This is a genomic window from Pseudomonas sp. GD04015 (assembly GCF_029837675.1).
Taxonomy (GTDB): domain Bacteria; phylum Pseudomonadota; class Gammaproteobacteria; order Pseudomonadales; family Pseudomonadaceae; genus Aquipseudomonas; species Aquipseudomonas paralcaligenes.
The window spans coordinates 37,840-58,926 of the sequence record NZ_JAOEEE010000005.1 but is presented as its reverse complement, the minus strand read 5'-3'; the positions used below and the strand labels follow the sequence as shown (position 1 = coordinate 58,926).

The following is a 21,087-nucleotide window of genomic DNA, read 5'->3' as shown; positions in this document are numbered from 1 at the left end:
GTCTTGGCGGCGTTCCCTGATATATCGAGATTGCATGCAGCCTTTTGATTTGTTGAGTTGCGCCGCCGCGGCCGAGATGCCCGAGCGTCTGACGGACATCGGTTCCTGGCACCGGCACATACCCTTTGCCTTTGCATTGCTGGACATGGCTCGGCCCCGGGTTCTCGTGGAGCTGGGCACGCACAAGGGCGACTCGTACAGCGCCTTCTGCCAGGGTGTGGTGAGCCAGGCGCTGCCGACGCGCTGCTATGCCGTGGATACCTGGCAGGGCGACAGCCAGGCCGGGCTGTACGGCGACGACATCTTCGCCGACCTGTCCAGCTACCACGATCCGCGCTATTCCCGTTTCTCGACCTTGCTGCGCATGACGTTCGACAACGCTCTGGAGCACTTCGCCGATGGCAGCGTCGATCTCCTGCATATCGATGGCCTGCATACCTACGAGGCAGTGCGTCACGATTTCGAGACATGGCTGCCCAAGATGAGCGAGCGGGGGGTCGTGCTGTTCCACGATACCAATGTGCGTCACGGCGATTTTGCGGTATGGCGCCTGTGGGAGGAGTTACAGCGCGAGTATCCCGCGTTCGAGTTTCCCTACGGCTTCGGCCTCGGCGTGCTGGCGGTGGGCCGGGCTGTCCCCGAGCCGGTCCTGCGTTTCCTCGAGGCGGCTAGTGCAGAGCCGCAGCCCGTCGTCCGGTTGTTCCATGCACTGGGTGACGGTATCGCCCTGCTTCGCTCTCAGCATGTGCTGGGGCAGACCCAGTCGAGACTGGAGCGCCTGGGCAGCGATCTGACCGAGGCGCGTCGCGTGGTCGAGGCGCGCGACAGCCTGCTCGAGCAATACAACGTTCAGCGTGACGCCTTGATCCTGGCGCTCGAGCAGGCTCGCGAGCAGGCTGTCGATCTGGAGCGCGAGCGAGCGAGCAGGTTGCAGCTGATCGAGCAGCATGAGCACCTGCGTGAGGCTCTGGCCGAATCCATCGGCCAGTATCGCAGGGCCGACGAGCGTCTCCAGCTCATTGCCAATAGCAAGCTATGGCGCGGTCGCAATGCATTGATGCGCCTGCTGGGGCAGACGCACAGGGTGATCGGGACATCCGTTCCGGCGGCCAGCGTTGCGTGGCGCCCGGATTCGCTGCCCAAGGTCGATGTAATCATCCCTGTCTACCGTGGCCTCGAGGAAACGCGCCGCTGCATAGAGAGCGTTCTGGCGCAGCCGCTGGCGACCCAGGTCGAAGTGATCGTGATCGAGGACGCCAGCCCCGAGCCCGAACTGGTGGCCTGGCTGGATACGATCGCCGATCGGGTCACGCTGCTGCGCAACGACAGGAATCTGGGCTTCGTCGGCACGGTCAATCGTGGCATGGCACTGCATCCCGAGCGCGACGTGCTGCTGCTCAACAGCGATACCGAGGTGGCCGGCGACTGGCTCGACCGGATCCAGCGTGCCGCCTACGAGCATGCGCGCATCGCGTCGGTCACGCCCTTCTCCAACAGCGCCACCATTTGCAGCTATCCCGTGTTCTGCCAGGACAACGACCTGCCGAAAGGAATGGATACGGCGGCGATGGATGCCCTCTGTCAGCGCGCCAATGCCGGGCAGCGGGTCGATATTCCCACTGCGGTCGGTTTCTGCATGTACATCCGTCGTGACTGCCTGGACGACTGCGGACTGTTCAACGAGGAGCTCTTCGGCAAGGGCTACGGCGAGGAAAACGAGTTCTGCATGCGCTCGGCCGGTCGTGGCTGGCGTCACGTGCTGTGCGGCGATGTGTTCGTCTATCACGAGGGGGGTGTCAGCTTCGCCGAGACCCAGAGCGAGAACCAGCGGATCGGGCACCGTGCGCTCACGCGTCTCTATCCTGGCTACGACCTGCTGATACGAGAACACATCGCGGCAGATCCCGCCGCGCACATGCGATTCGCCATCGACATGCTCCGTGCCCGGGAGAGCGGTCGGCCGGTGGTTCTGATGATCAACCACGGCCGTGGCGGCGGTACGGAAAAGCATCTGCTCGATATGGCGGATGAAGTCGGCGATCACGCGGAAATCTACCTGCTGCAGCCCCAGGAAGAGGGCGGGCGAGTTTCCCTTGGTCCTCTGAATGGCGGCAAGCGCTCGCGCCTGCTGTTCGAGCCGGGGCGCGACTTCCAGTTGCTGCTGGACACATTGCGGGACCTGGGTGTATCCCGCATTCACTTCCATCACACCATCGGCGTGCATCTGCAGTTTCTACTGCTGCCGGAGCAGCTCGGCGTTCCATACGACGTTACCGTGCATGATTACTACCTGGCGTGCCCCCAGGTCACGCTGGCGGATGAGAAGGGGCGCTACTGCGGCGCGCCCGACGAGGCGGGTTGCAACGCCTGTCTGGAAACCCGGCCGGCGCCGGGCGGTGTGGAAATCTCAGAATGGCGGGTGTTCGGCGCCCGCCTGCTCAACGGGGCTGAGCGCGTATTCGTGCCGAGCGCCGACAGTCTGGGGCGCATGAAACGTTACTTCCCGGATGCGCATTTCATCCATGTGCCGCACGAGCATGATTTGCCTCAGCTCGTCCGCATACGCCCGCTGCAGGACGATCGCTCGCTGAGGGTGCTGGTGCTCGGTGCGCTGAGCGTCTTCAAGGGCGCGGACCTGCTGGAGGCATGCGCACTGGAGGCTCGCCGGCAGCGAGCGCCTGTCGAGTTTCACCTTTTGGGTTTCGCCTATCGGCACCTTTCTTCGTTCCCTGTCAGCAATCTGCATGTGCACGGGGCTTATGAGGACGAGCGAGTGGACGAGTGGCTGGATGAATTGCGTCCCGATGTGGTCTGGTTCCCTGGCAGCTGTCCGGAAACCTACAGCTACACGCTGTCTATCTGCATGCGCGCTGGGTTGCCGGTAGTGGCTTCCGCCATCGGCGCGTTCCCGGAGCGCCTGGCAGGGCGGCCTTGGAGCTGGTTGGTCGAGCCGGACCAGGGGGCTGGCACGATGATGTCGCTGTTGTTGGACATCCGTGAGCGGATACAGGGTGATCGCGCGCCCGAGCTGCAGGAAAACCGCCAGCCGTTGGGTGATGGCTTTCGCTATGGCAGCGACTACGCTGTGGCGCTTCCTGTGCCGTCCTCTCCTTCTCAGCCGGAGTGGGCCCATCTGCATGCGGGCTGGTCGCGTCTCAGCCCCGTACAACAAGTGCTGCCTGCGGCGCGCTTCCCCGTTATTCTGCGCATCCTGCAACGTGCTCTGGGATGGCGCTGGACGCGTGGGCTGGTGAACAGGATTCCCACACGCTGGAAAGGCAATATCAAGCGAGTGCTCTGGCGCGCTTGAATATGGTGCTCTGCCTGAGCGGGCGCTGACGCGCGCATGGCGTGTCCGGTACGACGACGAGAGGTCTGCAAGTGAAAGATCAGTTGGGCGATTGGCTGAAAGCCGCGGGAAAACTGGCCGAGTCCGATCTGCAGCGGGCCATCCAGGTCCAGAAGGTGTCCGGCGGACAGCTCGGGAACATCCTCGTCCGTCTCGGCATGGTGTCCGAGCGCGATATCGCCGCGATCCAGGTGGAGCGCTGCGGCTACCGACTGATCGGCACCGACGACTATCCCCGTGAGCCGGTCATCGGCGCGGACCTGATCTCGCCTATGTTCATGCGCGAGCAGCATGTGCTGCCGCTGGCCGACGATGGCGAGCGCCTGCTGGTGGCGATGCTGGACCCGTCCGACGAATATGTTCTGCAGTCGTTGAACATGGCGACCGGGCGCCGCGTGGAGTCGGTGCTCGCGTTGGCTTCCGAGCTCGAGAACGCCTACGAACGCCTCTATGGCGCGGGGGCGGCGAGGCCCGAAGGCGAGATCGATGTCGGCGACGAGGGGCTCGGGGCCCATGTCGACGACGTCGAGCGCCTGCGGGACATGGCCAGCGAGGCGCCCGTCATCCGCCTGGTCAACGGCATCTTTTCGCGGGCACTGGATAGTCGGGCATCCGATATCCATATCGAGCCCTTCGAGCACAATCTGATCATCCGTCTGCGTATCGATGGTGTTCTGCAGGAAGTGGAAAACTCACCTGCGGCGATGGCAGCGGCCGTGATCTCGCGCCTGAAGATCCTCGCCAAGCTGAACATCGCCGAGCGTCGCCTGCCGCAGGACGGCCGCATCCAGTTGCGCCTGCAGGGACGGGCCATCGATCTACGGGTCTCCACCGTGCCGACCATGCATGGCGAGAGTGTCGTCATGCGTATCCTGGACAAGCAGGCGATGACCATCGACCTGGAGAGCATCGGGCTGTCCGAGCATGTCCTGCGCGACTTCAAGTCGGTGCTGGATCGCCCCAATGGCATCTTCCTCGTCACCGGGCCTACCGGTAGCGGCAAGACCACGACGCTCTATGCGGCGCTGTCGCGCCTCAACACGGTCGATCGCAAGATCCTCACCGTCGAAGACCCGGTGGAATACCAGATCCAGGGCGTGAACCAGATCCAGACGGCGAGCAAGGTCGGTCTGGATTTCGCCAGTGCACTGCGTTCGATCCTGCGTCAGGACCCGGATGTGGTGATGATCGGCGAGATGCGCGACAAGGAAACGGCCGGCATCGCCATCCAGGCGGCCCTGACCGGCCATATCGTGCTGACCACCCTGCACACCAACGATGCTCCCAGTGGTGTGACCCGCCTGCTCGACATGGGCATGGAAGACTATCTGCTCACTTCCACGATCAATGGAATCATGGCCCAGCGGCTCGTCCGTGTACTGTGCCCGCATTGCCGACAGCCTCACCACATCGGTGGTGAAGAAATAGAGCACATGGGCGTTGTCCATCTGCTGCCGGAAGATGCCCGCGGCGGCGTCGAAGTCTGGACGGCGGGAGCCTGCGATGCCTGCGCACACACGGGGTATCGCGGGCGCATGGGCATCCACGAGATGCTGATCATGAACGACGAGGTGCGCAACCTGGTGCTGCAGCATGCCAGTAGTGAGCAGATCTACCGCGTGGCGAGGCAGCAGGGCATGCGTACCATGTTCGAAGATGGTTTCCTCAAGGTTCTGCAGGGGCTGACTTCCCTGCCGGAAGTCCTCCGCGTCGCCCAACCCGGCCGCTAACCGAGGCTTGCCATGGCTCAATTCAAGTACAAGGCTCTCGATCGCAACGGTAAGAGCGTAGATGGGCTGGCCGAGAAGGCTTCGGTGTCCGAGGTCGCGGACTGGCTGGCGCGCGAAGGCCTGGTGCCGTTGAGCATCCAGCCGGCGACCAGGGCCGCCAAGGTTGCCCAGGGCACAGGGCCGGGCAAGGTTCGCCGGCGGCGCATGAACGATCGTGACAGGGTCCTGCATTTCACGCGCGAGATGTCGGTGATGCTCTCGTCCGGCCTGCCGCTGGACAGGAGCCTGAGCATCCTGGAAGAGCTGGCTGACGATACCGGCAAGCAGATGGTCGGCGATATCCGGGCGGCCGTGCGCAAGGGGCGGACGCTGGCGGACGCCTTTGCCGAGCGCAAGGAGTTCGCGCCGTTCTACATCAGCATGATCAAGGCCGGTGAGGCGAGCGGCTCCCTGGAGTCATCGATGACAAGGATGGCTGAGTATCTGGAGCGGGCGAAAGCCATGCGCCAGATGGTGTTTTCGGCTTTGACCTATCCGGCGATCCTGTTCACCGTCGCCATCCTGTCGCTGGTGTTCCTGCTGGCCTATGTAGTGCCGAGCTTCTCCGACCTGTTCTCGGATATGGGCGGGCAGTTGCCCGGCCCCACTCGCTTCGTGATGAACCTCGGTGACTTCATGGCAAGCTGGTGGTGGCTGGTGCTGCTCCTGCTCGGCGGGCTCTATTGGGGGGCGCTCAAGTTGTGGCAGGACGAAGGGCTGCGCCAGAAGCTGGACGCCCGCAGCCTCACCTGGCCGCTGATCGGCGATCTGGTGCGCAATATCGACACCAGTCGCTTTGCGCGGACGCTGGGCGTCCTGCTGCAGGGCGGTGTTTCGCTGGTCAACGCGCTGGTCATTGCGCGCGAGGTAATCGGCAATCGCACCCTGCGCAAGGATCTGGACAACGCCAGCGCCGTTCTGCGCGAAGGGCGTTCCCTCAGCGGTGCGCTTCTGGAGAGCGGGCGTTTCCCCACCCTGGCATTGCACATGGTGCAGGTCGGGGAGGAAACCGGACGACTGGAGGACATGCTGCTCAAGGTCGCCAGCATCTACGAGGATGAGGTGAGTTCGGTGATCAAGCGCCTCCTGGCGCTGCTGGAGCCCGCCCTGATCCTGAGTCTGGGGGTGATGATCGCCGGTATCATCATCTCCATTCTGCTGGGTATACTTGGCGTCAACGACCTGGTTGGATGATGCGCTGCCTGCGCATCCACTGTTTTCTAGGGGCGACGAGGAACCGGCGGCGCGGGGTACAGTCATACTCGGCCTGAGCCGGTTGCGAATCTCGTACCTCCTTCCCCCTCATGCCATTCCCTACGCGAGGATTCCGAAATCGTGATGAAGTCCTTTGAACGCCGCATGCGCGGCTTCACGTTGATCGAGCTTCTGGTTGTTCTTGTCATTCTCGGTCTGCTGATGTCCGTGGTCGGCCCGCGGGTAATGAAGTATGTCGGTGGCGCCAAGGGCGACACGGCCCGCATGCAGGTCCAGGAACTGGCTTCGGCCCTGGACATGTATCACCTGGAAGTCGGGCGCTATCCCTCCAATGACGTGGGCTTGCGCGCCTTGGTCGAGCGCCCCTCCGGTGTTGACCGCTGGAACGGTCCTTACCTGCGCAAGTCGAGCATTCCCAAGGATCCTTGGGGCAATGACTACATTTATCGCGCTCCTGGTCAGCACGGCCCATTCGACCTCTACTCCAACGGCGCCGATGGGCAGCCGGGCGGTGAAGGCGAAGATGCCGATATCGTCAGCTGGGAGTGATCACAGGGCGCCCGAATCGGGATTCACCCTGATCGAGGTGCTGGTCGTTCTGGTCATCCTGGCGCTTGCCATGGCGGTGGTCGTCCCCGCCATCGGCAAGGGGGTAGGTGGCTCGCTGGACGATGCCGCTCGAGATGTGCAGCTGGCCTTGCGCAAGGCCCGCTCGGAAGCGGTGATGGCGCAGCGAAGTACGGCGGTGCTGCTGGATGTCGAAGGCAAGAAATTCAGGCTGGAGCGTAGCGCGCGCCAGGTTTCCCTCCCCGAATCCATTGCGCTCAACGCTCGCGTTGCCGAGAGTGAGCTGAAAGATGGCGTTGCCGGCATCCGTTTCTTCCCCGACGGCTCCTCCACGGGAGGAGCGTTCAGTCTGGCTCGTGGGGACAGCCACATGAGTGTCAATGTGGACTGGCTGACCGGTCGTGTTTCCATCGATCATGACGATGAGTGACTCATGACGCGAGAGCGCGGGTTCACCATTCTAGAGGTCCTGGTCGGTTTCCTGATCAGTGCACTTCTTCTCAGTGTCATCCTGAGTGCTTTTTCCAACGGCATGACGAATCTGGCGCGCGCGGATCGTTATAGCCAGGCTGCGCTGGTGGCTCAGTCCCGACTGGCCGAGATCGGTATCAGCAGCCCGCTGGTCGAAGGCTCCTATCAGGGGCATGACGAAGCAGGCTATTCGTGGCAGGTGGATATCGTGCCCATGGACTGGGAGCTCGCTCCGCAGCTTCGGGATCAGGGGGCGGTTCTCTACCAGGTGCAGGTCTTCGTCAGCTGGCGTGTCGCCGGCAGGGTGAGTCGCTTCGTCTTGTCGAGCCTGCGCATCGCCAATCAGGATGCCGCTTCATGAAGGCGGCGCGTGGCTTCACTCTCGTGGAAGTGCTCATCGCCCTGGTGCTTGCGGGGCTGCTTGTCGTCGTCCTGTTCGGTGGTTTTCGCGCGGGTATTCGGAGCTGGCAGTTGGCGGAGCAGCATACGGCCTCCGTGGAAGAGCCGCGCCAGCTCAGTGCTCTCCTGTATCGTCATCTGGGGCAGTTGTTGCCCGCCGAGTTCCCGCCGGACAGCTCCGGGCGGGTTGCGCCCGCATTCGTCGGGGAGCAGGAACGCATGCGTTATGTCGCCCCTCTGTCCATGTCCGCGGGGGGCATTCCTTATGTCTTCGAATTGAGCAGCGATAGCTCGGGGGTTTGGGTTCGATTCGCACCTTATGAGGCAGGCAAGGCCGCAGAGGATCTGCTTGCCAGTGTGGAGCCGCAGCTTGTCAGCTCTTCTCTGCATCTGTCCTTTCGTTATTTCGGGCCGGCGGAAGAGTGGGATGACTCGGGCAGCCAGTGGGTCGATGCATTCAGTCGCGTTGGCTCGGTGCCGCAGCTGGTTTCGGTTCGGGTCGACGGTGCCCGCAAGGGGTGGCCCGAGCTGATACTTCCGGTGAGCTTGATGGAGCCTGTAGGTGAATAGTCGCGAGCGAGGCGCGGTACTCATCGTCGTGCTCTGGGTGCTGGCTCTGCTGGTCGTGCTGTTGGCAGCGTTCAGCAACTCCGTTCGAGTGGACAGGCAGGTTTCCTCGGAGCTGATCATTCGCGCCAAGGGGCGTGCGGCCACCGATGCCGTGTTGGCGTACCTGAGCGCCATGTATCGCCTGGGTGGCGACCAGTGGACGGAGCTTCCCGGGCAGGTCCTGCTGTTGCCTGGGGCTGACCTGGTACGCTTTCGCCTGATTCCGGAGGAGGCGTATGTCAGCCTTACCGGAGCATCCCCCGAGCTGCTCGGCCTGCTCATGGAAGGGATATCCCCCGATGGCGTCGACTCGGCAATGCTTGTCGAGAGTATTCTCGCCCGTCGCCAGGGATTGCCGTCTGATGACGATAGTTCCGAGACACCCCTTTCCCCACTGCGTTCGATAGACGAGTTGCTTTTGCTGCCTGGCTTCAATCGCGAATTGCTCGATCGTCTGGCACCGCTGGTTACGGCCGACAGCGCCCATGCAGGCGTGGCTGTCGAATTCGCCCCTTGGCCATTGCTGCGCGCACTGGCAGGGGAGCGGGCGGCCGATCTGGCTGATCATCGCGCGGACGAGTCCTTTCGGGCGGCGGACTATATCCCGCCGGAGCTGGCAGCGGCCCCCGGAGGGGCGTTGTACCGTCTGCAGGTCGAGGTGGGGGAGAGGCCTGACCGCCGCAAGGTCGAGGTGACCGTCATGTTTGGCGACGGCAAGGACGGCTATCGGATCGCTCGTTGGAATGAGTATACTGCCCGTTTTGATCTGGACTGACTGGCATGAAGTTTGAGGTCGGCAGCCTGACGCTCTTCGGTATCGATATCGGCCGTCTGGGGCGCTGGTGGTGGCAGGGCTTGAGCGCCGGGCGCGCGGCCGAGATCGTCGATTATTTCCTGCGCCCCTCTCCGCGAGTGCTCGTTTTCGTCGAGGGCTCCTGGCTCGTCATCTACCGACCCGAGCGGAACGGGATGGCCGAAGTCGCTCGTCTCGCCATGGATGCACAGGCTGATGACGAGATGCATATCCGCGCATCGTTGCTTCCGCCCCGAGCTTCGGCCTCGCTTGCCCAGTTGGAGCTTGTCCTGCCTGCGGATCGGGTACTGCGTAAACAGCTGGTGCTGCCCACGGAAGCGAGAGGGACTCTGCGAGAGGTTGTGGGTTACCAGTTGCCCAGGTTGACCCCTTTTTCTCTCGACAAGCTCTATTACGACGTCGTTGCTGATGAAAAGGTCGAGAATCAGCTGGATGTCGACATTCTCGCCGTGCCATGTGCCTACCCGGATCCCCTCATCGAACGGGTAGAGAAGGCGACCGGTCTGCGCGTTTCCCGCCTGGGTGTGGAGGATGTGCCTGGTGCCAACCTGTTCGGTCGTCAACGGGTACCGGGGCGGTGGTGGCGGCGTCTGAATCTCAACAGTTGGCTTCTTATTCTGTTGCTCCTGGCCGTGGTGACGGCGGCTATTGCTCCCCTATTGAAAGAGCGGCAACTGGTCATCGAGCGCAAGCAGGAAATCACTGCCCTGACCGCCAATGTAAGAGACCTGATCGCCCGCAAGGAAAACCTGGAAGCCAGCCTATCGGGATTGAATCACATCGTGGCCAAGCGAGCCGGCCAGCCGTTGCCTTCAGAAGTTCTGGCCGAGCTGACCAGGCTGGTGCCCGACGACATCTACATCACGAGCCTTCGCATACAGGGCAGCAATCTGACCGTAAATGGCTTCGGTAAGGGGGTTGTCGATCTGATTTCCCGGCTAAATGAGTCGGAGAGATTCTCCGATGCGCGCTTCACCGCGCCTGTCAGCCGTAATGCACAAACAGGTCTCGATCAGTTTGCTGTCAGCATCCAGTTGGTAGGTGTCACGAATAAACAGCCTGCGGATGGTGATGCCCGATGAGTCGTGTATTTGGCAAGTATCAGGCTCTGCTGAGCTGGCTGTTGCTGTCTGTTGCCGTTTTGTTTGCCGTGCTGGTCATCTCGGGGCCTCTGTTGGATCGGCATGACAAGTATCGCTTCGAGTTGACCAAGGATGGGCGTCTGCTGCAGCGCTTGCAGGCTCTGGCCAATTCGCGTGGTGAGCTTGAGGATGCCTCTGAAAGATTTGCTCAGCAGGGGTTGTCCGAATGGGTGTATTCGCCAGAGATGTCGGCCTCGGCTGTCGAGTTGGCCATACAGCGGCGAGTGTCCGAGGTCATTTCTTCGGCTGAGGCAGAGGTTCGCAGTATCGCCCCCATAGATGCCAAGCGTAGAGACGGTTACACGGTCGTCGGTGTGCGAGCCCAGTTTGGTGGAGAGCTTGGTTCGGTCATGTCCAGTCTGCAGATGCTGGAGCAGGGCAGACCTCTGCTTGTATTGGACGAACTTGTCATCACTCCGAGTACAGTGCGGCGTGGTCGGAAGGGTGAGGGGGCTCAGCAGGCTCTGGATGTACAGGTTTCCATTCTGGCATTTCTCCCCTTGCCGCCTGCCGAGGGCACACAATGAAGCGAGTGTATCTTTCCGAGGCTCGCCTCACGCTGCTCCTGTTCGTACTGATCGTATGCTTTCTGGCATTAGCCTTGTTGCTCTGGTTGAAGACGGAAAGCGAGCCTGTTCGGGTTCCTTTGCTTCCAGAGTTTCAACTGCCGGCCTTGAATGGTTCGGAAATCGGGCCGGACAATCTGGAGATGGTTCTCGAGCGCCCCCTGTTCTGGGCAGGGCGCAGGCCATTGGCTGGTCAGGAGGTTGCCTCGCCTAAGGTGGTGGAAACCAGCTCCGATGGCATCAAGGTGCTTGGTACTCTGTTGCAGGGGAATACTCATTTCGCCTTGCTTGGGGTTGGAGATGAGGTGGTACGTGTAAGTGTGGGTAGTGAACTGCCTGGCGGGTGGAAAGTGACTTCTGTTAAGCCGGGCCAAGTAAGTATGAACAATGGCTCTCGTGTTGCAGAAATAGAAGTGGCTCGGCCGCGCAGCGATGCGGTTCATTTGGAGCGCCTGGGTAATTAATGGTTTGCAGATGCGGAATTCGTTTCTTCACTGGCTGCCCTTTTTCGAAGTTTAGAGTGTGATTAATGAACATGATCAATATGCTGACTTGGCGCCCGGCCCAATTTCCTCTTAGTGCTCTGTGTGTCGTGCTTCTTCTGGCGGGGTGCTCGACGCTTCCATCTGCTCCTGAAAAGAAGGATGAGCCGCCGAAGATCGTCCGTACCAATATGGAGCCGCCGCCTGTCTTTAATGACGAGCCCTTGAATGAGCCTCCGAAGGTGGGACGTACCTTGCTGGAGCAGAAGGGTGATAACCAGTTTGTGGCTCCTGTCAGACGCGAGCAATCACCGCAGGGTGGGCCGCTGGTCAATGTCAAGTTCGAGTCGGCGCCCATGTTGGAAGTGGTTGCCGCAGTTCTGGGCGATATGCTCAAGGTTCCCTATACGATCGAAGGCGCCGTGGAGGGGAACATCACTCTGGTATCCAGTAATCCCGTGCCCGAAACTGCCCTTATAGAAATGCTGGAGTCCTTGCTGGAGTCCAGAGGGGTGGCCATGCTCAAGGGTGAGGGGGGGATCTATCGCATCGGGCCGGTCGCGCAGTTGCGCAAGGACGCCCCGGTTGTGCCCAAAAGCTCTGATACAGGCCGCGGCTATTCGGTGCAGATCGTTCCGCTGCGCTATCTGACGGCGGGAGAGGCGTTGAAGATTCTCGAGCCGCTGGGCATGAAGGAGAACGTGCTCCGGGCCGATCCTGTGCGCAATATCCTCATGCTGGGTGCTTCCGCGCCGCAGATGCAGAATGCCTTACGTACCCTGCAGACGTTCGATGTGGATGTCCTCAAGGGGATGTCCTTTGGCATTTATGAAGTGCTTAACCTGGATGCCAAGCTGGTGGTCGATCGCTTCAATGCATTGCTTGGAAATGAGGAGGCTTCTTCTGCGATGGGAGCCGCCAAGTTGGTGGCGATGGAAGAGATAAACAGCGTGATGGTCATAGCTGCCCGCTCCGAGCAGCTCGTCACTATAGGCAGCTGGATCAAGCAGCTCGATCGTTTGGGCATGAACGACAGTAGCGATCAATCTGCGCAAATGTATGTCTACAGCGTCCAGAACGGTGAGGCCAAGGTTCTTGCCGGTTTGCTGGGGCAGATCTTCGGCGGAAAGACCACCGGTGATACGGCCTCGACCACCAGTGGTTCTACTGCGCCCGGCCTGACGCAGGCCGAAGTTAACTCTGAGGATGGAAGTTCATCGAGCCTTTCCTCTCAGCGGAGCACGAAGACTGGCGGTGTTACCAGTACGACGACCGAGGCCGGCAGTCGAATAGTGGCGGATGAGAGCACCAACAGCCTTCTGGTCATGGCTGCCCCTCGAGAGTGGCAGAGCATACGCTCTGCGCTTGAAAAGATAGACAAGACACCAGCCCAGGTTCTGGTGGAGGTTTCCATCTGGGAAGTGACCCTCAACGACAAGCTCAATTATGGCGTCGAGTGGTTCTTCAATACTCATGCCGGTGGCGGGGATAACGTCATGGGCGGCGGTCGGCTTTCCATGAGTGATTCAGGTGCCGTTGCGCGGAGTGCTCCAGGGTTCTCTTATATCTTTACAGGTGGAGACTGGCGAGCAGTCATCAATATGCTCTCCAGCACCTCTCGGGTTAAGTCGCTTTCTTCTCCGTCCATCCTGGTTCTGGACAATCGTGAAGCAAGCATTCAAGTCGGTACCCAGCAGCCCATTTCTACAGGGACTACCACATATCCCAATAGCGGTAGCGATGCGACCAGTACGCAGAACTATACCCTCAAGGACACTGGCGTTCAGTTGAAGGTCAAGCCGCGTGTAAACTCCGGTGGTTTGGTTCTGATGGATATCCAGCAAGAGGTCACGGATGTCGGCGCACAGGATGAAGTTACCAAGCAACGTAGCTTCCTCAAACGTACCGTGGAAAGCTCGGTGGCTATACAGAGTGGGGATACGATAATTCTTGGGGGCTTGATTCAGGACTCTCAGAATGATTCCGATGGCGGTGTGCCGTATCTGCATAAGTTGCCCATCATTGGGCCTCTTTTCGGTACCAAGGGCGAGAATGGTCTGCGTACCGAACTGCTTGTGACTATTAGTCCGCGTGCGGTCACCCAGTACAAGGATTTCGAGCGTATCGGTCAGGAGTTCCAGCAGAAGATGCGTGGTGTGACGGATTCTTTCAGGGCTGAGCTTGAGGCTCGTCCTTAATCTGAGTTGGGAATTGATTGGAGGTTTTCGATGGTTTCGCGTTTTATTGGGCTTTCCTGTTTTCTTCTGGCATTGACCGCCTGTAGCGTCTTCCAGCCAAAAGACGATGCAACCGTGGTGGCCGAGCGTTCACAGGCGAGAATGAACGCTTTGAAAGAGGGCAACTTCAAGGGCGCCTATGAGTTCATGTCACCTGGCTACAGGTCAACCAATACATTGGAGCATTTCAAGGCCAACTATGCAGGTGGCGTGGTCCGACTGGAGTCCGCGTCGGTATCGGACATTCAATGTGAGCAGGATGCTTGTGTCGTACAGGTCGAGGCCAGCTATTACTATCGGGGTAAACAGCAGGCCCTCAAGGGTGGAAAGCCAATTCTGCTCGATCGTGTCAATGAGGAGCGCTGGATAAAGACCGATGGCCAATGGTGGTACGTCCAGATGCAGTGAGCATCTGTTGGCGTCTGATGTTGTTCAGCTAAGAAAACGCCGCAACTCCTTCGCAGAGTTGCGGCGTTTTTTGTTCTGGGGCGCCACTGAGTGTTGCCCGGCCGAGGACAGACCCGCGGTCACGGTGTGGTTGCGCCGCTCATTCTCGTAATGGGGGCCGAAGGGTGCCCTTGTTGTCGCCCACTGAGGCGAGGGCTTTCCCATTCGGTGGGTGTCTCAAGGCTGCGCCATCGGAATCTTGTAGTGCACGAACATATTGGAAACCTGTGTGCCCTCCAGGGGTAACGGGCGTCCGTGAAGAAGCCTCGCGCCTTCGTACAGGACCATATCTCCTGGCTCGAGAAGCAAGTGGTAGTGGCGCCCATAATGGTCCTCTATCTCTAGGGGCCAGGCGGATCGGGTGTCTTGAGAGACATTGATGATAGCGCTGGCTACATGGGTGATGCCCCGATCCCTGTGCATCTTGAGCACCGCGCCCGAAAGATAGCGTCGGATGCCAAACACGAAAGTCGGTACGACTGGAGTACCTATCCAGGCTTCTACGACTGGTTGCAGAGTGTTGTGCACATCCTGTTTCAGCTCGTCCGGCAGGGGGATCAGTTCGCTGGCTGGTTTCCCGCCGGCTGCGTCGATGAAGCCAGGCACTCGCTCGTCTACGGTTGTGGCCTGATTGTTCTTATAGAACTCAAGGACTCTGCCAAGCAGCGCCTCTGGGACTCTCGTCTTGAGAAAGCCGGACTTGGTATATGGAGGCAGGTATTCATTGGGGGTTTTGGTGAACATGGGACTATTGCCCTTGTCACGGAACCACTTGGTGAGCACCATTTTGTAGCCGGTTACGACGGGCTTGCCCCAGTGCATCGTATTGGGGTTCGGTGTTCCGTCGGCAAGCAGATTGTTCCAGATTACCGCGTCGCCCTGGCTTGGCCTGAATTCCTGTCCCAGTGCAGTAAAGAATGTCTCTCCTCCTTCCTGTGTGGTGTTCAGATAGATCATGAAGGTCCAGGTTCTCTGGCCTCTGCCTCTGGCATAGGTTTCGAACTCGGCTGTATTGGGCTCGAAGTAGTCGGTATGGGCTTTGAACTGTTGCCCTACATCGTAGCGTTGCGCCTGTATGGGTTCTGACCATGATGGGTCAATGCCCATGACCTGGCAGATGCGTCTCTCGATATCTTCTACCAGCGGATGTCGAATGAGGCCCAGATCACAGGTTCGGCTGGTTCTGAATCCCTCGTACTCCCCTTTGTCGTTCGTTGTCGTCGAGGCCCGAAGATGTTGGTTGGCCAGGAGAATCAGTTCGACACACTCCTCTTCGCTCAGGAAGCGTCTCACGCGCATGAGTTCCGCTTTCTCTTGAGTGTCCATCACTTCGGCAAAGGGGACATGAACCTTGTCGGGAGCATAGGTGAGCTCCGTTTCTTCAGGAGCCTGCGGGCGTGGTGGTGCTGAGGGCGGTGGGCTTATGGGGGGCGGGGCATTTAATGCCTGGCGTGCGATTTCCGGGGCGAAACCGTTCTCGATGAGGATTTCTAGCATGCCCTCTTTGGAGCATCCTCGGCTGATGTTGTGGTTGATCCAGTCGCGCCAGCTACTGTCCAGTTCTCTTGTCTGCATGTGGCGAATTCCGCAATTTTACAGTCGATGATATCTGAGTCCGCTTCGGATTATCTCGTCCGGAGGGGGGGTGTGGCTTGCGTTTGCCGGGGCAGGCCATGAGTGGGCGATTTGATGATTTTGGGCAGTAAGCCTGCTCGCGTAGGATGGCAAGACAGACCTTGAATGGCTGCTGCATTACAATGCCCCAACAATGTTCTAGGTGGGAATGCATGGCCAGCTCTTATCAAGTCGAATCGGCGTGCGTGCAGGAGGTCGACACAGTGTCGCGGGATTCGATGCTGACTGTGATCGTCCCCCTTTGGGGAGGGGAGGCTCAGATCATTCGATGCGTTGAGAGGCTTCGGCAGAGCTTGAGAGGTCCTGACCAGGTCTCCATAGAGGTTGTTCTGGAGTACGACGCTTCTTCCTGGGCGGGGTGGTCCGGGGATTTGCAGCTGGCGATTATGTCTACGGGCTTCCGCCTGGTAGGACGGAAAAAGGGCGTGGAGCCCGTCGAGTCGCTCAGATCCATTCTGGTAGCGGTCAAGGGGGATGCTCTTCTTCTGGATGCGGGCGTGGATAGCGCTGGTGGCTTGGTTGGCCGCTTGCAGGCTGCGGCAAGATCCCTCGGTGTGGGGGTTGTTGTGCCCTTCTCCAATTGCGTGGGGTTGTATGGTGTGCCGGCAGCCTTGAGCTGTGGCAGCAATGTCTCTCCCCATTTTGGTGTCGCGGCGGCCGAGGCCAATGCAGGGACTCGTCTTGAGGTGCCGTTCGGGATGGGGCCCTGCGTGTTTCTTACGGGGCACTGCATCAGTTTGATGAGGGGGGGCGATTTTTCCCTGAGGCACGATGGCGAGTCTGGCTTTTGCTTCCGGGTGCATGTTTCGGGACTGCTCCATGTGTTGGCCTGTGATGCCTTCGCGGGTCGCTGGGAGAGTGCGTGCGGCATGGGGCGGGAAGGGCCTCAGACTGCCCTGGCGTGGATGGGGGGCAGAGTTGGAGGCTCTGATGTGGCTCGATGGTTGCGTTTCGACCCGGCTTGCATATCGCGTATCGCCTTGACGCTGCAGGCCATCAGATCTGCGAGGGTGCCCGTTATCCTGCAGGTTCTGCATCGTATCGGCGGTGGGGTTGAGCGGCACGTTAAAGAGTTGGTCGGGATTTCGCGCTCCAGGGCCTGGAGTCTGGTCATGCGCCCGCTGGCTGGGCGGCGGGGAGTATGCGTAGCCCTGGATGCCGGTGAGCGAAGCGATCGTCTGGTATTCAAGTTGCCTGGTGAAGGCAGAGAGCTGTCGGCTTTTCTTTTGAGCATGGGGGTCTGCCGCATCCATGTCCATCACACCCTGGGGTTCCATCCCTCCGTTTGGGGGTGTCTGAGTGATTTGGGGGTGGAACTCGACCTGACCTTGCATGACTACGCCATCATTCAGGGCAGCCCTACGTTGACCGGTCGGCAAGGAGGATACATCGGTGCCGCCGCGCCTGTCGGGGCTTATGAAATGATCGATACGGAGCAGTCGACCGTATTGCGGGCGCTGGTTGCGCGCCCAGTCCGCTGCTTTGTACCCAGCGAAGACATGAAGCGCAGACTGCAAGAGGCGTTGCCATCGCTGGACTGTGACTATCACGCCCATCCAGACAGAGAGATCTTTGGCGCCTATCCCGCGCCTGTTGCTCCGCCGCTGGCCAGGGGAGAGCCGCTACGCGTGTTGTGCTTGGGAGCCTTGGGGCGGGAAAAAGGTATGGAGGTATTGCGCGATGTGGCCCTGTTGTCTCGTGGCCGGAAATTACCCATCAGCTTCATGCTGCTGGGTAGTGCTCATGTGCCTTTGGGTGATGAGGTGCAGTCGCTCGGCAAATATTCCGATTCAGAACTCGCAGAACTGCTTGGGCGCCATCGTCCTCATGTGGTCTGGTTCCCTGTGCGATGGCCGGAGACATGGAGCTATACCCTGAGTGCCGCTCTGGAGGTCGGGTTGCCTGTTCTGGCAAGTGCCATCGGTGCGCTGCCTGAGCGCCTCCAGGGGCGGCCCCTTACTTGGCTCTTGGCCCACGACGCATCGACCGAGGACTGGCTCGGGAGGCTGGCGGAAATCGATGAGCATCTGCGTGAGACTGAGGCGCCCCCTTTTTCCTGGTCGCAGGAAGAGCCTCTGCCTTTTTATAAGGAGTGCTATGCGGCAAATCTGCCCGCATCTGACTCGTCTCCCATGGCTGTGCTCGAGAGTGGCTTTCTGGAACGTCATGGGCGATCTCCGTGGGCCTCTCTTGACCAGAGCGGATGGCGTCGCAAGCTGCTCCTCATCGCCTTGCGTGCGAGGGCGTGGGCGCCGTTGGCCGGCGTGCTCTCGTGTGTGCCTTACAACCTGCAACGTCGTATCAAGCGCTTCTTGTCGGTAGAGCCTTTGCATTGATCGACGATGTAGGTGCCAGGCAGTAGTTGGGTCGGCTCGCCTGTGGCGTTTGGCTGGGTGCGGTGTCTCTCTCGGCGTCAGCTGGAGCTCCATTGCAGAGGCATCAGGGGCCCATTAGGCCGGTTGGCTTGAATTTCACTTCTTGGGTTGTGCTGCCGAGGGGGGATGCCTATACTAGAAAAGCTACAGCGCACTTGCAGCAGCGAAAGCTTTGATGACGCGTGTTGGTTAGGGGCTTATCTGAACGAGGAGACATCCTCAGGAGGGTAAGCCCTTAATTTTTTGCGTTGCGCGGATTTGTGAAGCTCCTCTCATGGTGCCTTGTGCGCTCTGTTTTGCCCTCTACGGCCTTCTATGAAAAGCAAGGGTGTGAATGCGTTTCATCCTAAGGCTTGCCTGTTCGGGGCTCTGTTGCGACCTTGGCTTCGCCTGCAAATGTTGACGTAACCTCGCAATTTTTCGTACTTTAATCGCGATGTGGGCTTGCAATGGGGGATGTGGCTCGATAGCATTCATCTGCGCTTTGTAAGCACTCTTGCAAAAAAGCTGTAACAACACGTCAAAATCAGGCTAAAAAGGAATCCCTGCAAAATGAAAACGTCTTTGGCAAAAGCCGTTGCATTGGCCGCTACCCTGGGTGCCGCCGCATCTGCTCACGCAGTGAACGTAGACCCGAATGGTCTGGGTCAGGTTCTGTTGTATCCGGTATACACCGCTGATAACGGCAACTACACCGCTATCCACGTAACCAACACCACCAACGAGACCAAGGCTGTCAAAGTCCGTTTCGTTGAGGGCATGAACTCTCAGGAAGTCCTCGACTTCAACCTGTACCTGTCCCCGGAAGACGTATGGACCGGCATCGTTGAGCGTACTGCCAATGGCGCCAAGCTGAAGACCTTCGACACTTCCTGCACCGTGGGTACCATTACTTCCACTGGCGTTGAGTTCCGTGACATCGTGTTCGCGGCCGACTCCGTGAAAGGTCCGGCGCGTACTCGTGTTGGTCACCTGGAAGTCATCGAGATGGGCGTTATCAACGCCACCAGCCCGTCCGCGAACGGTGCTGCACTCGCGGCAGCCATCAAGCATGGTGCCGACGGCAAGCCTGCTAACTGCGGTCTCGTGACCAGCACCTTCACTGGTTCCAGCGCTGCTTGGCAGTCCGCTAACTTCGCCACTCAGGCGCAGCTGGCTCCGCCGACCGGTGGTCTCTACGGCTCTGCCAACGTCGTGAATGTTGAAGCTGGTACCGAGATCGGCTTTGATGCCGTTGCTCTGGCTGACTTCGTAGATGGCGTTCAGCTGCATGCCAAGCCGGGCGACACTCTGCCCAGCCTGGTTCAAGCTGACCCGTTTGCTGCCTTCCCGAGCGGCCAGACCAGCACCTTCGGCGTAAGCGGTATCAACGCTGTCAGCGCCGTTCTGTCCAAGACCAGCATCTCCAACGACTATGCCGTTGGCGCCGGTCTGAACGCTGAAACCGACTGGGTTGTTACCTTCCCGACTAAGCGTCACTACGTCAACCAGCCTGCTCCGGCTACTGCTCCGTTCACCCAAGTGTGGAGCTCTCTGATCTCCGAGGCTTGCGAGCCTGTCACCATCGACTACTGGGATCGTGAAGAGCTGCCGGGCTTCGTAGCAAGCGATGACTTCTCGCCGCAGCCTGAGGCTGAAGGCGTTGCTCTGTGCTACGAAACCAACGTTGTTGGCTTCAGCAATAGCACTGGCATCGCGAGCAATCTCCTCGGTGGTGCTGGCTTCGTCCGTCGCGATATCGACGTGAAGCAGCATGAAGCTGGTTGGGCGCGTGTTGGTCTGCTGGCAAGCAGCGCTAACGAGATCGTAGGTGATGATGTTACCGTTTCCGGTCTGCCGGTAATCGGTTTCGCCATGACCGCCATCCAGAATGGCGACGTTGGCGGCCTGCTGTCCAACTACGCTGGCGCATGGGTGCACAAAGCTACCACTCAAGTAGTGGATAACTAAGCACTAGCTAGTACCTGCGGTAACAAAAGGGGAGGTCGTAATGACCTCCCTTTTTTTATGCTTTCTATCCCTGAGCGCTGTTGATCCGACGGGCGGACTGTTCTGCTTCACATTGGTTCCGGGATTTTTTCCTTATGGGGTTTTCGGTTCGAAAATCCGGTATTATCCGAAGGGTGATGCCTCGACACTGAGTGCGGGCGCCTCTTCTATTGCTATAAAGGTGGGAATGATGAGAGTAATCAAGCCGCTGTTGGGCGTATCCGTCGTATATCTCGCTGCCGGTAGCGCTGCTGCCGTAGCCAGCGAGCTCAAGATAGATGACGTCGTATGTGGGACCTATACAAGTGCCACCGTCCAGGCAAACGGAGCCTTGGCTCTTGCGGGCGTTAATATTACCAATGATGATTGTGCGCTGGGGGTGACGCCGACGCCTACTCCGACGCCTACTCCGACGCCGACGCCTACTCCGACGCCGACCCCGACGCCGACGCCGACGCCGACGCCGACGCCGACGCCGACGCCGACCCCGCCTGGCGGCTCCATTGATACCACGGCTAACGATATTTTCTGGGGCTCCTTCACCCAGGTTCTGAAGTCAGTGACTGGCTCTGCTTATGTGGCATATCCAGTCACTGTGGAGAGCTTGGCCAACAACGCCAATAAGTTCGGCAAGCTGAGTAGTATCAATGGTGCGACAAACCTTGTTTATAATAGGGTTATCTCGCTCTCTCAAACTCCCGGGGACTTCTCTAGTAGCCTGGGTTATTGCATAAGCGAGTATGGTGCAGAAGTTAACCTGAACTGGACGCATGAAAGTTCGCCTCCGACCAAGCGCGCCAAGTATTGCAAACTTCCAACCACGGGTACGGTATATATCAACGTGGCTCATATCGATCCGGCAACCAGCGCCAGCAGTTGTTCGTCGGGTAGGGTTTGCGCCTTCAAAGTGAGCAATGCTCCTAGCCAGTAATTCATTGCTGTCGTGAGTGGGCGCCTCTTTATGGGGCGCCCATGTTGTTTTCAGGTATTCATTTGCTGTGCATTAATTTCTTCTTCATTT

The 21,087-nt window shown here is 59.6% G+C and carries 17 protein-coding genes; 16 read left to right on the top strand and 1 reads right to left on the bottom strand.

The genetic code is table 11. From position 1 onward, the window contains the following. Nucleotides 1-34: 34 nt before the first annotated feature. The 13 genes from N7640_RS05835 to N7640_RS05775 all read left to right on the top strand — a co-directional run bounded on the left by N7640_RS05835 (nt 35) and on the right by N7640_RS05775 (nt 14,028). Nucleotides 35-3,310: a class I SAM-dependent methyltransferase gene (locus N7640_RS05835; RefSeq protein ID WP_279901916.1), complete on the top strand. Its 3,276-nt coding sequence runs from the start codon at nt 35-37 to the stop codon at nt 3,308-3,310. Nucleotides 3,311-3,393: 83 nt separating this feature from the next. Beyond that, complete coding sequence (gene gspE / locus N7640_RS05830) at nt 3,394-5,079, top strand: type II secretion system ATPase GspE (protein ID WP_279901917.1); 1,686 nt, start codon at nt 3,394-3,396, stop codon at nt 5,077-5,079. Between the two features lie 12 nt (nt 5,080-5,091). Continuing rightward, nucleotides 5,092-6,312, top strand: coding sequence for a type II secretion system F family protein (locus N7640_RS05825; RefSeq protein ID WP_279901919.1), 1,221 nt, complete (start codon nt 5,092-5,094; stop codon nt 6,310-6,312). A 144-nt stretch (nt 6,313-6,456) separates the two neighbouring features. Then, the gene (gene gspG / locus N7640_RS05820; protein ID WP_279901978.1) at nt 6,457-6,882 is read left to right on the top strand and encodes a type II secretion system major pseudopilin GspG; all 426 of its coding nucleotides are present in this window, start codon (nt 6,457-6,459) and stop codon (nt 6,880-6,882) included. After that, nucleotides 6,845-7,330 carry a GspH/FimT family protein gene (locus N7640_RS05815; RefSeq protein ID WP_279901920.1) on the top strand — a complete coding sequence of 162 codons (486 nt, stop codon included), beginning with the start codon at nt 6,845-6,847 and terminating at the stop codon, nt 7,328-7,330. The genes gspG and N7640_RS05815 overlap by 38 nt, the downstream gene beginning before the upstream one ends. Before the next feature lie 3 nt (nt 7,331-7,333). Then, complete coding sequence (locus N7640_RS05810) at nt 7,334-7,732, top strand: type II secretion system protein (protein WP_279901922.1); 399 nt, start codon at nt 7,334-7,336, stop codon at nt 7,730-7,732. Continuing rightward, complete coding sequence (locus N7640_RS05805; RefSeq protein ID WP_279901923.1) at nt 7,729-8,340, top strand: prepilin-type N-terminal cleavage/methylation domain-containing protein; 612 nt, start codon at nt 7,729-7,731, stop codon at nt 8,338-8,340. Before N7640_RS05810 ends, N7640_RS05805 begins: the two co-directional genes overlap by 4 nt. Then, nucleotides 8,333-9,154: a type II secretion system protein GspK gene (locus tag N7640_RS05800; protein WP_279901924.1), complete on the top strand. Its 822-nt coding sequence runs from the start codon at nt 8,333-8,335 to the stop codon at nt 9,152-9,154. The genes N7640_RS05805 and N7640_RS05800 overlap by 8 nt, the downstream gene beginning before the upstream one ends. Before the next feature lie 5 nt (nt 9,155-9,159). Beyond that, the gene (locus N7640_RS05795) at nt 9,160-10,275 is read left to right on the top strand and encodes a PilN domain-containing protein (RefSeq protein WP_279901926.1); all 1,116 of its coding nucleotides are present in this window, start codon (nt 9,160-9,162) and stop codon (nt 10,273-10,275) included. Then, nucleotides 10,272-10,862 carry a type II secretion system protein GspM gene (gene gspM, locus N7640_RS05790; protein WP_279901927.1) on the top strand — a complete coding sequence of 197 codons (591 nt, stop codon included), beginning with the start codon at nt 10,272-10,274 and terminating at the stop codon, nt 10,860-10,862. Before N7640_RS05795 ends, gspM begins: the two co-directional genes overlap by 4 nt. Continuing rightward, nucleotides 10,859-11,365: a hypothetical protein gene (locus N7640_RS05785; RefSeq protein ID WP_279901928.1), complete on the top strand. Its 507-nt coding sequence runs from the start codon at nt 10,859-10,861 to the stop codon at nt 11,363-11,365. The genes gspM and N7640_RS05785 overlap by 4 nt, the downstream gene beginning before the upstream one ends. 65 nt (nt 11,366-11,430) lie before the next feature. After that, complete coding sequence (gene gspD / locus N7640_RS05780) at nt 11,431-13,581, top strand: type II secretion system secretin GspD (protein WP_279901930.1); 2,151 nt, start codon at nt 11,431-11,433, stop codon at nt 13,579-13,581. Nucleotides 13,582-13,611: 30 nt separating this feature from the next. Next, nucleotides 13,612-14,028: a hypothetical protein gene (locus N7640_RS05775; protein WP_220814642.1), complete on the top strand. Its 417-nt coding sequence runs from the start codon at nt 13,612-13,614 to the stop codon at nt 14,026-14,028. A 216-nt stretch (nt 14,029-14,244) separates the two neighbouring features. Here the strand turns inward: N7640_RS05775 and N7640_RS05770 are convergent, their stop codons facing one another. Continuing rightward, on the bottom strand, nt 14,245-15,642 hold the full coding sequence (locus N7640_RS05770) for a 2OG-Fe(II) oxygenase (protein ID WP_279901932.1): 1,398 nt from the start codon (nt 15,640-15,642) through the stop codon (nt 14,245-14,247). A gap of 1,172 nt (nt 15,643-16,814) precedes the next feature. On the opposite strand from N7640_RS05770, the gene N7640_RS05765 reads away from it, so the two are divergent. The 3 genes from N7640_RS05765 to N7640_RS05755 all read left to right on the top strand — a co-directional run bounded on the left by N7640_RS05765 (nt 16,815) and on the right by N7640_RS05755 (nt 20,997). After that, the gene (locus tag N7640_RS05765) at nt 16,815-18,038 is read left to right on the top strand and encodes a hypothetical protein (RefSeq protein WP_279901933.1); all 1,224 of its coding nucleotides are present in this window, start codon (nt 16,815-16,817) and stop codon (nt 18,036-18,038) included. A gap of 591 nt (nt 18,039-18,629) precedes the next feature. Next, nucleotides 18,630-20,027, top strand: a complete 1,398-nt coding sequence (locus tag N7640_RS05760; protein WP_279901935.1) for a hypothetical protein — start codon at nt 18,630-18,632, stop codon at nt 20,025-20,027. Nucleotides 20,028-20,067: 40 nt separating this feature from the next. Beyond that, on the top strand, nt 20,068-20,997 hold the full coding sequence (locus tag N7640_RS05755) for a hypothetical protein (RefSeq protein WP_279901937.1): 930 nt from the start codon (nt 20,068-20,070) through the stop codon (nt 20,995-20,997). Nucleotides 20,998-21,087 lie beyond the last annotated feature (90 nt).